At 73.7% G+C, this 13,227-nt stretch carries 10 protein-coding genes; 2 read left to right on the forward strand and 8 right to left on the reverse strand.

Annotation, left to right across the window (positions count from 1 at the left end; all coding sequences use genetic code 11):
• Window positions 1-12: 12 nt before the first annotated feature.
• From IEZ31_RS36705 to IEZ31_RS36730, 6 genes are all read right to left on the reverse strand, one after another.
• Window positions 13-1,323, reverse strand: a complete 1,311-nt coding sequence (locus tag IEZ31_RS36705; protein ID WP_229836193.1) for an FAD-binding oxidoreductase — start codon at window positions 1,321-1,323, stop codon at window positions 13-15.
• Between the two features lie 114 nt (window positions 1,324-1,437).
• Entirely contained in the window at window positions 1,438-5,046 is a 3,609-nt protein-coding gene (locus IEZ31_RS36710; protein WP_229836194.1) for an ATP-binding protein, read from the reverse strand.
• Window positions 5,047-5,098: 52 nt separating this feature from the next.
• Window positions 5,099-5,569, reverse strand: coding sequence for a hypothetical protein (locus IEZ31_RS36715; protein ID WP_190254682.1), 471 nt, complete (start codon window positions 5,567-5,569; stop codon window positions 5,099-5,101).
• A gap of 33 nt (window positions 5,570-5,602) precedes the next feature.
• Window positions 5,603-6,127 carry a hypothetical protein gene (locus IEZ31_RS36720; RefSeq protein WP_229836196.1) on the reverse strand — a complete coding sequence of 175 codons (525 nt, stop codon included), beginning with the start codon at window positions 6,125-6,127 and terminating at the stop codon, window positions 5,603-5,605.
• A gap of 11 nt (window positions 6,128-6,138) precedes the next feature.
• On the reverse strand, window positions 6,139-6,690 hold the full coding sequence (locus tag IEZ31_RS36725; RefSeq protein ID WP_229836198.1) for a TetR family transcriptional regulator: 552 nt from the start codon (window positions 6,688-6,690) through the stop codon (window positions 6,139-6,141).
• Between the two features lie 44 nt (window positions 6,691-6,734).
• The gene (locus IEZ31_RS36730; RefSeq protein WP_190254685.1) at window positions 6,735-8,600 is read right to left on the reverse strand and encodes an Hsp70 family protein; all 1,866 of its coding nucleotides are present in this window, start codon (window positions 8,598-8,600) and stop codon (window positions 6,735-6,737) included.
• 244 nt (window positions 8,601-8,844) lie between these two features.
• Between IEZ31_RS36730 and zwf the strand changes: the two genes are divergently transcribed.
• Window positions 8,845-10,347, forward strand: a complete 1,503-nt coding sequence (gene zwf / locus IEZ31_RS36735; protein ID WP_190254686.1) for a glucose-6-phosphate dehydrogenase — start codon at window positions 8,845-8,847, stop codon at window positions 10,345-10,347.
• Between the two features lie 21 nt (window positions 10,348-10,368).
• Here zwf and IEZ31_RS36740 read toward each other — a convergent pair whose 3' ends face one another.
• Window positions 10,369-10,752, reverse strand: a complete 384-nt coding sequence (locus tag IEZ31_RS36740) for a VOC family protein (protein WP_190254687.1) — start codon at window positions 10,750-10,752, stop codon at window positions 10,369-10,371.
• A 10-nt stretch (window positions 10,753-10,762) separates the two neighbouring features.
• Complete coding sequence (locus tag IEZ31_RS36745) at window positions 10,763-12,265, reverse strand: alkaline phosphatase D family protein (protein WP_373294746.1); 1,503 nt, start codon at window positions 12,263-12,265, stop codon at window positions 10,763-10,765.
• 184 nt (window positions 12,266-12,449) lie between these two features.
• Between IEZ31_RS36745 and IEZ31_RS36750 the strand changes: the two genes are divergently transcribed.
• The gene (locus IEZ31_RS36750) at window positions 12,450-12,983 is read left to right on the forward strand and encodes a hypothetical protein (protein WP_190254689.1); all 534 of its coding nucleotides are present in this window, start codon (window positions 12,450-12,452) and stop codon (window positions 12,981-12,983) included.
• Window positions 12,984-13,227: the final 244 nt, after the last annotated feature.

Raw genomic sequence — 13,227 nt, forward strand, 5'->3', positions numbered from 1 at the left:
CGAAGACGACGGTCAGATGACGTGATTGGCGACGAACAACCCACCGGGGTCAACGGCGGCGCGTATCGCCCGCAGCCGCGCCCAGGCGGCCGGCTCGAACGCCCGCGAGGTGTCGATCGCGACCTCGGTGAGGTTGAGGTACTCCCGGTCGACCGCCCACGGCCGCATCGCGGAGATCACCCGCTCCGCGTCGGCCACCACCTCCGGCTTCCCGGGGATCCCGCCGTTGAGCAGCGCGAAGTCGCCCTCCAGGAACGGCAGCGCGCCCGCACCGGGCGCCGGCCGTTGCAGCGCACCGCCGAGCTGCCGCAGCTCCGCCGTGACCATGAGCGAGCTGCCCGAGCCGGGGCCGGCCACCGCCAGCAGGGCGTCCAGCGCCGCCGGCGGCAGCGGCCCGAGGAGCGCCGACCGGGAGACCGCGGGCGTCGGACCTTCGGGATCCATGTGCAGTCGCATGAGTGCCGCCGCCGGTACCGTCGCGAAGGTGTCCAGCGAAGGACCGAGCGCCCGCAGCGGCGCCAGCACGCCCGGGTCGCCGAGCGTGGCGCCGTCGACGACGACCAGCTGCCGCCCGGGCGACGGCAGCCGCACCAGCCGCAACGCGGTGGTGATCTCGTCCGGCGCGTCGGCGGCCCAGGACACCCAGGCCGGCAGCACCCGCTCGGCGTGCGTCCAGTCCCACACGAGCAGCCCGGCGTAGGCGTGCGCGATCGGGAACAGCTCGAACTCGAGCGCTGTCACCACCCCGAAGTTGCCGCCGCCGCCCCGCAGCGCCCAGAACAGGTCCGGCTCGTGCCCGGCGTCGGCCCGCACCCGTTCGCCGGTCGCCGTGACCAGCTCCACGGCGGTGATCCGGTTGGTCTGCAGTCCGAGGCTCCGGCTGTACCACCCGAGACCGCCACCGAGCGAGTACCCGACGACGCCGACGCCCGGCGCGGAGCCGTGCAGCGCCGCCAGCCCGTGCGGCGCGGCCTGCTCGACCACGTCGACCCACAACGCGCCCGCCTCGGCGCGGGCGACGCGCCGGTCCGGGTCGACGGCGACGCCCGTCATCGCCGACGTCCGCAGCAGGACCACGTCGTCGAGCGGGCCGAGCGGGCCGGCGTTGTGACCGGTGCCCTGGGGCGCGACCCGCAGCCCGGCCGCCGCGGCGGCCCGCACGACCTCGACGACCTCCACCACGTCGGCCGGGTACGCCACGGCGGCCGGCCGCAGGTCGACCGCGACGTTCCACGGCACCCGGGCGGTGTCGTAGCCCGGGTCGCCGGGCAGGTGGACGGCGCCGCCGCAGAGGCCGCGCAGCGAGCTGGCAGTGGTGGTCACGGTGGTCCTTCGCGTCGGTGGTCGTCGGTGACCACCGTGCGGCACGCGGGTTGGAGCGAACTTGAACCTGACCTGAACCGCGCGGTGCGCCGATAGCTCGGCGCAGACCTCGGCTCAGACCTCGGCGAGGTCGGTGACCCCGAACCGGCGGCGGATCGTGTCGAGCGTGTCGCGGACCGTGTGCGGGGTGAGGAACAGCGCCTGGGCGATCTCGCGGTCGTCGGCCCCGCCGACGTGCATCGCCACCAGCCGGCGCTCGCCCGTGGTCAGCGCGGCGGGCGGCTCGGCCGGCACCTCGTCGCCGAGCGCGGCGAGGGCGGCGGCGATCTCGGCCCGCAGCGGCGCGGCGCCGCACTCCTCGGCGAGCTTCAGCGCCTCGCGGTACAGCTCGACGGGCTCGTCCACGACCTGGCCCAGCCCGTACAGCGCCCGCGTGTAGTCCAGCCGCGCCTCCGTGCCGGCCAGCAGCGCCGTCGCCTCCCGCAGCAGGTCCGGGTCGCGCCGCAGCGCGCCGAGGAGGCGCAGGCCCCGGCCGACGGCGCGCGGGGCGCCCCAGTCGCGCAGCCGGGCGAGGTCGGCCTCGGCGAGCGCGACCGCCTCGTCGAGCCGGCCGAGCGCGGCGAGCGCCCTGGCCCGCAGCGACCGCTCCTCGAACCACATCGGGTTGGCGAGGTAGCCCGTGGTCAGCTCGGTGTCGAGCACGGCGATGGCGTCGGAGGGCCGGCCCTCGGCCATGAGCAGGTCGACCTTGGCCTGGGCGAAGAGCCGGATGCCGTCGCCGATGCGGACGTGGGCATGGCGGGCGTCGACGAACGCCCGGGCCTCGGCGAGCGCGCCGCGCTCGATGAGCACGCGCACCAGGTAGGCCTCGCCGTACGCGACGCCGAGCGCCGGCACGCCGCCCCAGCGCACGTTCTGCTCGTTGGCGGCGAGCAGGTTGTGCTGCGCCTCCGGCAGGTCGCCGCGCTGCCACAGCCGCCACCCGAGCCACAGGTGGGCGGCGAGCACGGTGAACAGGGAGCCGCGCGTGTGGCCGAGCGCGAGCCCGTCGTCCCACAGCGAACCGGCGTCGACGTCGGCGTTCTCCAGCACCACGCCCGCGATCACCCAGAACAGGCCCGGGTCGCCGCGCAGCAGGACGCCCTCGGCGAGGGCGAACTCGGCCAGCCCGACGGCCGCGGACCGGTCCTCGCCGCGCGCCACCAGCTCCCAGGACCGGCAGGCGGCCAGCATCCGCGCCCCGAGCCCGCCGCCGGTGATCTCGCCGGCGAACTCCCCGGCGGCGAACGCGTCGCCGCTGTACATGTAGGCCGCGATCCGCTCCAGCGCGACCATGCCCTGCCGCTCGTCGACGAACTCGCCGGCCAGCCGCGCCGAGGCCTGCCGGGCGAACTCGGGGGCGTTGCCCTCCGGCCCGGCGAAGATCAGCGTGTGGATGAGCATCCGCGCCACCGCCGCGAAGGTGGCCGGGTCGGTGATCGGGTCGTCGTACGCGGCCCGCAGGTGGGCGATCGCGGCCGGACCGTCGTTGAGGGTCTCCACCTGCCCGAGTTGCAGCAGTACCGCCGGTCGTTTGGCGGCCGGCGGCGGCTCGGCGAGCGCGCGGCGCAGGTACGTGGCGGCGCCGTCGGGCGCGCCGCGGTTGAGCGCGGTCTCGGCCGCCGCCCGCAGCACCTCGACGACCCAGGGGTCGGCCCGCTCGGGGATCTGCAGCAGGTGCGCGGCGATCTGCTCGGGCGCGGCCGACAGCCCGTGCAGCACCCGCGCGGCCCGCTCGTGGTGCAGCTGCCGCTCGCCGGGCGGTAGGTCCTGGTACACGGCGTCGCGCACCAGGGGATGCACGAAGCCGATGGGGTACTCGTGGCGCACCACCTCGGCCCGCGCCAGCGCGGCGACGGCGGCCGCCGCGGCGGGCTCGTCCACCCCGGCGAGCGCGGCGATGGTCGGCAGGCCGGCCCCGTCGCCGAGCACCGCGATCGCCCGCGCGACGGCGGTGCTCGCGGCCGGCATCCGGCGCAGGCGGATGAGGACCATGCTGGACACGGCCCGTGAACCGATCGCGGTCACCGTGCCGACGTGGGCCGCGCTCGGCCGCACGCCGTTGGCTTCGAGGGCCTTCAGCAGCTGGCGCAGCAGCAGCGGGTTGCCCGACGTGGTGCGGTGGCAGGCGGCGATGAACCGGTCCTCGGCCGCGCCGCCGAGCCGCTCGCGCACGAGGTCCGCGACGCCGTCGAGGGAGAGCGGCCCGGGCCGCACGGCGACGGTGGCCGGGTCGAGCTGCAGCTCGGCGAGCAGCGCGTCGTCGTCGTACTGCTCCCCGGTCCGCAGCGTCGCCACCACGAGCACCGGCAGGCCTTCGAGGCGGCGGACGAGGTACGCGAGGAAGCGCAGCGATCCCGTGTCGCACCACTGCAGGTCGTCGACGACGATGGCGAGGCTGCGCGTGGCGGCGACGTTGGCGGTGAGCCAGTACAGCCCGTGGAGCGCCGCGAACGTGTGGTCGCCGCGCTGCGGCTCGGTGCCGCCGAGGTCGAACACGGAGGCGGCCGAGGCGGCGGCCCCGCTGAGCAGCCGCTCCCGCTCGGCGGGCTGGGTGAGCAGGGCCTCGAAGAGCTGCCGGGCGGCGCCGAAGCCGAACTCCTTCTCCAGCTGGCTCCCGCGCGCGGTGAGGATGAGCGCCCCGTGCTCCTCGGCGATGCGCCGGGCCTCGGTGAGCAGCCGGCTCTTGCCGATGCCGGCCGGGCCCTCGATCATGGCGAACCGCGCCAGCCCGTCGAAGGCGTCGGCGGCGGCCTGCCGCAGCTCGAACACCTCCCGTTCGCGGTCGACGAGCACGTCCCGCGGCGCTGCCCGCCTTTCGGATATCTCCGAAAGGTCGCCCGATGCGGGCGCGGGCGCCGTCCCCTCGTGGGCGCGGAGCGCCGGCACGGCGGCCGGCTCCGGCGACGTGCTCCCGGACCGCGGCGCGTCCAGCGACGGCGCCTGCGCCAGGACCTCCGCCTCCAGCGACCGCAGCGCCGGCCCCGGGTCCACCCCCAGCTGGTCGGACAGCGTCTGCCGGGCGCGCCGCAGCGCGGCCAGCGCATCGCCCTGCCGGTGGGCGCGGTAGAGGGCGAGCACGAGGAGCCGCCAGCGCTTCTCGCGCAGCGGCTCCTCGGCCACGAGGGCTTCGAGCTCCGGCACCAGCACCGCCGACTCACCCGACGCCAGGCGCGCGGACAGCAGCTGCTCCCGCGCCACCTCGCGCAGCTCGGACAGGCGGGCGGCCTCCGGCTGGGCCCACGCCTCGTCCGCGTACTCGGCGTAGGCCGGACCCTGCCACAGCCGCAGCGCCTGGGGGAGCAGCTCGCGCTGCGCGGCCTCGTCGCCCTGCAGCGCCGTCTGGACCAGGCGCTCGAAGCGCCAGGCGTCGACGGCGTCCGGCGGGAGCGTCAGGGCATACCCCGGCGGGCGGCTCACGATGACGTTGCCGCGGGCGCGCGCGGTGCCGCCCGGCTCGAGGCGGCGGCGCAGGTGCGAGACGTAGGCCTGGAGGGCGCCGGCGGCGTTCCCCGGTGGGTGCCCGGCCCACACGCAGTCGACCAGCCGATCGGTGGGGACGATGTCGCCGCGGTTGAGCACCAGGACCGCGAGCACGGCCCGCTGCCGCCGTCCGCCGAGGTCGACCGGCTCCCCGCGCACGGTGGCGGTCATGTCGCCGAGCACGCTGACGGACAACTCCACCCGGCGACTCCCTGATCGACCCTTGGGCGACCAAAGTACCCCGGGCGGGAGCCTAGAGGTAGACGTCCAAACGGCCGGTGAACAGGCTCTGCGTTTGTTGGAGGCGCTGCTGCTGGATGGCGTCGGCGGCCCGCTCGAAGTCGAGCCGGGTATCCTCCGCTCGTTGCCGCAGGGTCTCCTCGAGTTGGAGCTGCTCCTGGATGCGCTGCTGGTCGTCGAGGCGCTGCCGGTCCTGCACGCGCTGCTGGCGCAAGCGGTTCTGCTGGTCCTGGTAGGTCCGGAGGTCGTCGGCCTGCTGCCGGTCCCGCCGGACGAGGTCCTGCCGCAGCGCGTCCTGCGTGTCGAGCTGCCGCTGGTCGTCGAGCCGCTGCCGATCCAGCCGCTGCTGGTCGAGGCGCTGGTCGAGGGGCTGGTCGCTGCGCTGCTGGTCGAGCTGGTCCTGCAGGCCACGCGCGGGGGCCGCGCCGGCGACGCCCGTCGCGGTGGCCGCGGGCAGCGTGGCCGCTACCGGTGTGATCGACATCGTGCTCCCCGCATACTCTCGGTTTGCAACTGACTACGTTAGGCTACCATGCCGGGCGGCCAGGCGGGCCAGGTTGTGCAGCTGGCGGCGCATCATGACCAGGTCGCCCCAGGCCAGCAGGGGGCGCATCAGCCGATACGAACGGTGCTGGCCGGTGGGGAGCACGAGCTTCGCCACCAGCCGGGACCGACCCGGGCCGGCCGGCCGGATCGCATACGTCACCAGCAGGTCCCCGAACGCCCGCCGCCCCGGCCCGGGCCGCATCCGGACGGTCAGGTGCTCGTCCTGGGCGAAGCTCGCCAGCTCGAAGATGGTCATCATCGTCTGCCCGACGGCCAGTCGCTCCAGGCCCGGAACCAGCCGCTGCGGGCTGCGCCGGCCGAGGTTGTCGACGAAATCGTAGCTGTAGGGCGCGACGCGCAGCTGGCACAGCCACCGGAACACGGCCGCCGGCTCGGCGTCGACGTCGACCCCGCGGAACCACGCGACGGTCGGCCCGGGGAAGACCCCGTCGCACGGGTAGGGGCGGGCGACCTCGTCGCCGGTGACGCCCCACACTTCAGGAAGTTTTAGAGGCACGTCTCTAAAACTAGCAGGGCGGCCGCTGCCCGCGATACCCGAGCCTCGGCATCGGCCGGAATGCCGCTGCTGCGCCGCAGGTGCCGCCGGACGACCGCACCCGGGAGGTCGATCGTCGCCATCGTCAGCAGCTCGACGTCGGCGATGCCCAGGCGGGCGGCGAGGTCGCGCAGGGCGGGCCCGAGGCGGGCATTGAGCCGGCGCAGCTCGGCCCGGTCCTCGGGCGCCCAGCTCGCCTCGTCGAAGTCGCCCGCCCCGTAGAGCAGCACGCGCGCCTCGCCGTCGTGCGCCCGGCTCCACGCGACCACGTGCCCGGCCGCGGCCGGCGCCGCCCGCTCGACCGGCTCCGCGGCGACGGCGGCGAGCCACCCCTCCTGAAACCGCGCGACGGTCCGGTTCCACAGCGCGGCGGCGAGCGCGGGCCGCCCGGCGAAGCGGTGGTACACCGACCCGCTCGGCCCGCCCACCGCCCGCGCCACGGCCGCGACGGTGACCGCCGCCGGCCCACCCTCCCCGGCCAGCCGGACGGCGGCGTCAAGCATGCTGTCGGCATCGTGCCGCGGCGGTCGCCCCATGCCTCGGCAGGCTACCGCTTGGGGAACTTCCCCATGGTGTAGTGCTTGACGGCGCTGCGGACGGTCTCCTCGTCGGTGTTCACCCACGTGAACCGGCAGAGCTTGAAGGTGCCGCTGACGGCGTCGAAGCGGGGGACGAAGTCCGGGTCGTGGCGCAGCGTCGAGCCCTCGCGGACCTTCAGGCGCAGCTGGCCGTTGTCGAGCAGGACGTCGGTGACCTCGTCCCACGGATACATGCGGCGGGTTTTGCCGATGGCGTGCGAGATGCCCAGGCCGCCGATCGCCAGGATGTGGCTCGGCCGGCGGCGCAGCAACAGCCGCACGAGAATCACGCCGACGGCGATGATGGCGAGGCCGCCGAAGACGCCGAGGATCTCCTCCTCGGCCAAGCCGACAACCCAGAAACCGGTGCCCAGGTAGGCGATCGGCACCAGGAGGATCCAGCCGAAGAAGCGCAGCACCGGGGACTGGTTGCTCGTGTAGCTGGCGGTGCCGGAGGGGCGTTCCACCGGCGTCTCGGCCACCGGTGCCACCGCATCGGGGTGCAGCGTGGCGAGCCAGGCGTCCCTGGTGACCGTCGCGCCCGGCTCGGCGTGCCATTCCACGAGGCGGCCGGCGCGGTCCGGGGCGTAGAGGCGCAGCAGGGCGCCGTCCTCCGTGCGCAGGACGATCAGCTCCGCGCCCGCGGCGTAGCGCCGGCCGGGCTGCACCGTGAACTTCACGACCTTCGCGGCGCCGCCCGGGATGGCCCAGCGCATCGGGACGTGGTCGGGGTTGCTCTCGGTGGCGGTCACCTGGCGGCCGCCGCCGCGCTCGACCCAGGTCGCGCCGCCCTGCACGACCGACAGCTCCGGATCCTCGGCGTGCCGCAGCGGGCGGCCGAAGCGGCGCTCCACCAGCTCCTGCACGATCGGCATCCGGGAGCTGCCGCCGACGAGGACGACCGCCGAGAGCTGCTCCGGCCGCACGCCGCAGCGGTTGAGCAGGCTGGTGCAGCAGGCCACGGTACGGTCGAGCTCCCGCTCGGTCAGCTTGACGAGCTGGTCGCGGCTCAGGTGGAAGGCCGGCGCGGCCGGGGTGATGTAGTCCTCGACGGTGGACGCGTCGCTGAGCTGGTGCTTGACGCCGCGGGCGAAGTCGCCCAGCTGCAGGGTGGCCCGCAGGCGGGCGGCGCTGTCGGGGCCGTCGAGCGCGGCAGCCAAGGCGTCGCCGCCGGCCTCCTGCAGCTCGCGGGCGATCACGACGTCGAGGTCGCGGCCGCCGCAGTCGTCGAGGGCGGCGTGGCCCAGGACCTCGTGGTCGGCCGTGGACGTGAACCGCACGACCGCGGCGTCGAAGGTACCCCCGCCGAAATCGTAGACGAGCACCACGTCACCGGCCGCGAACGCCGTCCCGGTCATCGGGGCCAGCGCCGCCGCGACCGGCTCCTGCAGCAGTTCGACCTCGACGAAGCCGGCCGCCTCGCCGGCCTTGATCATGAGGTCGCGGCGGGGGTCGCCGGGGCCGTAGGACGCCGGCACGGTGAGGACGAGCCGCTCGACCGGGCCGCCGGCCAGCTCCCGGGCGCGGCCGGCCAGCGCGGTGACCACGGCGGTGACGAGCTCGCCGACCGGGAAGGAGCGGTCGCCGAGCGGGGTCGGGTACGCGTCGCCGAGGTCGCGCTTGAACTCCCGGCGGTAGGCGGCCGGGTCGGTCCGCTTGCGCCGCTCGGCCGCGGTGCCGACCAGCAGGGTGCTGCCGTCCCAGCACACGGCGGTCGGCCAGGAGTACGAGCCGCTCGCGGGCTCCTTGATGAGTCGCTGCTGCCCGTCGGGCAGGACCAGCACGGCGGATGAGGTTGACGTGCCGAAGTCGATCACGAGCGTCGGATCGGTCACCGGGGCTCCAGGGAGTGGTACGGGGGTGAAGAACGTCGGTGAGATCAGGCTGCCGGGCGAAAAGTTTCCGCGCTTCGGCTGTTCGGTGTTCGTCACCGTCCGTCGGGACGGGGGTTTCCGGACGTTGACGCGCTGCCGGTACCGTCGGAACTACGAGACGCCGGTCACGGTCCGGGATCGTTGCTGCGCGCAGCGGTTGCCTCGTAGTGTCACGGCGGCAGTCCGACGAAAGAGGCGCGCATCCATGTCAACCGACACGGTCCTGCAGGAGTCCGACAACCGGCACGCCCCGCCCGCGACGGTGGTCATCTTCGGCGCGTCCGGTGACCTGACCCGGCGCAAGCTGATCCCGGCCATCGAGAGTCTGGCCCGCCACAACCGGCTCCACGAGCGGTTCGCGGTGGTGGGCGTCGCCCGCACCCCGATGGACGACGACAAGTTCATCCACAATGTGCTCGGCGACAAGGGGCTGTCGGGCATGCCGCAGCTCGCGGGCGCGGTGCGGTACATCTCGGGCGGCTATGACGACCCGGAGACCTACAAGCGGCTGGCCGCCGTCCTGGACGAGCTCGACGAGCAGCGCGGCACCGCCGGCAACCGGGTGTTCTACCTGTCGACCCCGGCCGAGGCGTTCCCGCTGGTCATCAACGGCCTCGCCGGCGCCGGGCTGAACCAGGCCCGCGAGGGCTCGTTCGCGCGGCTGGTCATCGAGAAGCCCTACGGGCACGACGAGCGCAGCGCCAGGCAGCTCGACGCGACGGTGCACGCCGCGTTCGACGAGAACCAGGTCTTCCGCATCGACCACTACCTGGGCAAGGACACCGTCCAGAACGTGCTGGCGCTGCGGTTCGCCAACTCCATCTTCCAGCCCATCTGGGACCGCACCTGGGTCGACCACGTGCAGATCACCGTGGCCGAGACGCTCGGTGTCGGCACCCGGGGCAGCTTCTACGAGCACGCGGGCGCGATGCGCGACATCGTGCAGAACCACGTGCTGCAGGTCCTCGCGCTCGCCCTCATGGAGCCGCCGGCGTCGTTCAGCGCGGAGGCCGTGCGCAACGAGAAGGTGAAGCTGCTGCAGGCCATCCGGCTGCCGCGGGGCCGCGACATCGACGACATCTCGGTGCGCGGGCAGTACACGCGGGGTGGCACCCGCGAGGAGCTCATGCCCGGGTATCGCGAGGAGGCCGGCGTCGACCCGCTCTCCCGCACCGAGACGTTCGCGGCGCTGCGGCTCGACGTCGACAACTGGCGCTGGAAGGGCGTTCCTTTCTACGTGCGGACAGGAAAGCGGTTGCCCAGCCGGGTCACCGAGGTGGCGCTGCAGTTCCAGCGCCCGCCGCACCTGCCCATCCCCGACTCGCAGCTGACCGAGCTGCAGCCCGACGCGCTGATCCTGCGCATCCAGCCCGACGAGGGCATCGCGCTGCGCTTCGGCGCCAAGGTCCCCGGCCACTCGTTCCGCGTCCGCTCGGCGAGCATGGACTTCTCCTACGACAAGACGTTCCGCGAGGAGTCCCCGGAGGCCTACGAGCGACTGCTGCTCGACGCGCTGATCGGCGACACGACGCTGTTCATCCGCTCGGACGAGGTCGAGCAGTGCTGGCGGATCGTCGACCCGATCATCGAGCGCTGGGCCCAGGACACCAGCCCGATCCCGACCTACGAGGCGGCGTCCTGGGGCCCGACGGACGCCGACCGCCTGATCGGCCGCAGCGGCCGCGCCTGGCGCAACACCGTGGCATAAGGACGGCGCCCGCCGCCGGGATCACTCCCAGCGGCGGGCGTTGTCGTCGTTCAGGGTGCCCGGCTTGTCGGGCACCACGCAGAACACCTGGCCCGACGGGTCGCGCATGACCTGCCACGGGCCGGTGCCCTCGACGCGGGTCGCGCCGAGGGCCGCCAGCCGGGCCACCTCCGCGGCCAGGTCGTCGGTGTGGATGTCCAGGTGCACGCGCGGGGCGCCGTCGCCGAGCCGCTGGGCGAGGAACAGCATCCGTTGGTGCTCCAGCAGGGCGCCGTGGAACTCCGGATACTTCTCGACGAGCGGGATCGGCTGACCCAGCGCGCCCTCCCAGAACGCCACCGCCGCGGCGTGGTCGTCGGCCGGGACGTCGAGCACGATCGCGTGCAGCCTGCTGTAGTGAGCCACGCCGAGCAGGCTACCTCCGCGGCGCCTCCAGCGTCGTGCTCCACAGCACCGCGCCGGTCAGGTCGCGCAGCCGCACCGTGAAGTCGCGCGACCACGGGTTGATCTCGACCTCCCCGAAGTGCTGGAAGCCGTCCAGCGGCGACGTGTTGGCCGCCGGCGGGGCGTGCACGAACGCCGCCCGCGGGCCGAACGTGCCGTCCAGCGCGTTGGGCCCGAACGCGCCCGCGTTGGCCGGCCCGGACACGAACTCCCAGAACGGCGTGAAGTCCTGCACCGCGGCCCGCGCCGGGTCGTAGTGGTGCGCCGCCGTGTAGTGCACATCCGCCGTCAGGAACACGATGCCGGTCACGCCGGCCCGGTGCGCCGCCCGCAGCACCGCGGCGAACTCCAGCTCGCGGCCGAGCGGGGCGCCGGGGTCGCCCTGGGCCACGCCCTCCTGCGCCGTCGGGCCGTCCGGCACGACCAGGCCGAGCGGCAGGTCGATCGCGATGACCTTCCAGGTCGCCCGGGACTCCAGCAGCGACCGGATGAGCCACGCCCGCTGATCCGGGCCGAGCAGCCCCCGGCGCGGGTCGGCGTAGGTGTTGGCGTCGTTCGCGTCCTTGTACGTGCGCATGTCGAGCTTGAAGACGTCGAGGAGCGGGCCGTAGGAGTACTTTCGGTACACCTTGCCGGGCTCCAGCGGCTGCCACTCGAAGAACGCCTGCCGCGCCCGGGCGGCGAGGACGTCCACGCGCTTCTCCGTGTAGCGGGCGTCGTCGAGGATCTCGCCCGGGTACCAGTTGTTGGTGACCTCGTGGTCGTCCCACTGGTTCAGCTGGGGCACCTCGGCCAGGAACCGCCGCATGTTGGCGTCGAGCAGGTTGTACGCGAACTGCCCGCGGTACTCGTCGAGCGTCTCGGCGACCTTCGACTTGGCCGGCGTGACGACGTTGCGCCACACCCGGCCGTCGGGCAGCGTGACGCTCTCGGTGATCACACCGTCGGAGTAGACGGTGTCGCCGCTGCACAGGTAGAAGTCGGGCCGGAGCCTGCGCATCGCCTCGAAGATCCGCATCCCGCCCAGATCCGGATTGATGCCCCAGCCCTGCCCGTTGATGTCGCCCGTCCACACGAACCGGATCGGCTTGTGCCGGTCGGGGAAGCCGAACGAGCCGGTCAGCGGCGCGCTCAGGTGGTCGCCGTCGACCTGGACCCGGTAGTACGTGCGCTCGCCGGGCCGCAGGCCGGTCAGCCGCAGCTTGCCGGTGAAGTCGCCCTCGGCGGTCACGACCGGGCCACGCAGCCGGCGGGCGTGCTTGAAGTCGGGCCGGTCGCTGACGTCGACGTACATGCGGCCGGCCCGGTCGGCCCGCGTCCACACGTACGCCGAGCCGCCGTTCGCCTCGCCGCTCTGCACGCCGTGCGTGAGCACCGGCCGGCCCGAGGGGACGAACGCCGCGGCCGGCCGCGGCAGGAGCACACCCGCGGCGGCGGCCGCGGCCGACGCGCCGAACAGGGTGCGCCGATTCATCGAAAGCGTCATGAGCGACGTTTATCGGGCAGAGATGAACACCGATCGAGCTTTGTCCGATTGGCGGGAGAACCTGGGTATAGCAACGGCCGCGTCCCTTCCCGTTGTTCATCTCTTGCATGTCCGGCGTGCAGGTGCACACGCGACGAAGGTCATGCGGTGTCCCGAGCGTGTGTCCCAGAGCGTGGACAGGCGGCCGGAGGGCGGGGGAGTGCAGCAGGCGAGGTTCGTCTTCTTAGCGTTGGCCGCGGCCGCCGTCGACGATCCCGGCGCGATGGCCGAGGCCGTGACCTGGATGCTCGTGTCGCCGAACAATCGTCCCCTCGGCCGGGCGGCGCTCACGTTCGACAGTCTTGCCGCGTGCCGGGACGGTGTCCAGGCGCTGCGCGAAGGGTTTGCGGCGCTGCGCAGTACCGTGGCCGCCGTCGAGTCGTCGGGACACTGGGTGTGGCGGGTGGACCTCGCCGGCGCGGTGGTCGGCATCTCCAGTCGTTCCTATCTGCGCGCCCGGGAATGTCACTACAACCTCGCCCGCTTCCTGGAGGCCGTGCCGGCGGCGGTCGTGGCGGCCGGCACCCGCAGTGTCCGAGTTGGTCGCCCGCCGGTTCCGAACCGTGGCGGCGACACGGCAGCGCTCACCGCGCGCCCGGCACCGCGGGGCGCCCGGACCCGGGCACAGGACGTGCCTGCTCCGGGCGCCCGCCCACGCTTCAGCTAAGGCCTGTTTCATCACTGGGGCCGGGCTGCGGCGGGCCCAGATTTCGTCTGGCGCCACCCCGCGAAAGCCGGGTTACAACACCGGTAGCCAGGCTTCCGCGGGGCGACGCCAGACGAAATCTGGACTCCGCCTCGCTCCGACCCCAGTGATGCAACAGGCCTTAGCTTACAAGTCCTAACAGAATGATCATTTGATGAGTCGGCGGTAGCAGATGATGGAGCAGGCCAGGCTCATGAACGCTTCG

The sequence above is a fragment of the Dactylosporangium sucinum genome (genome assembly GCF_014647515.1).
In the GTDB taxonomy this organism is placed as follows: Bacteria; Actinomycetota; Actinomycetes; order Mycobacteriales; family Micromonosporaceae; genus Dactylosporangium; species Dactylosporangium sucinum.

What these genes read in the sequence shown, in the direction of transcription:
- IEZ31_RS36715 (WP_190254682.1), bottom strand. Translation starts at nt 5,569, where the DNA reads ATGTCGATCACACCGGTAGCGGCCACGCTGCCCGCGGCCACCGCGACG.
- IEZ31_RS36725 (WP_229836198.1), bottom strand. Translation starts at nt 6,690, where the DNA reads ATGCTTGACGCCGCCGTCCGGCTGGCCGGGGAGGGTGGGCCGGCGGCG.
- zwf (WP_190254686.1), top strand. Translation starts at nt 8,845, where the DNA reads ATGTCAACCGACACGGTCCTGCAGGAGTCCGACAACCGGCACGCCCCG.
- IEZ31_RS36745 (WP_373294746.1), bottom strand. Translation starts at nt 12,265, where the DNA reads ATGAATCGGCGCACCCTGTTCGGCGCGTCGGCCGCGGCCGCCGCCGCG.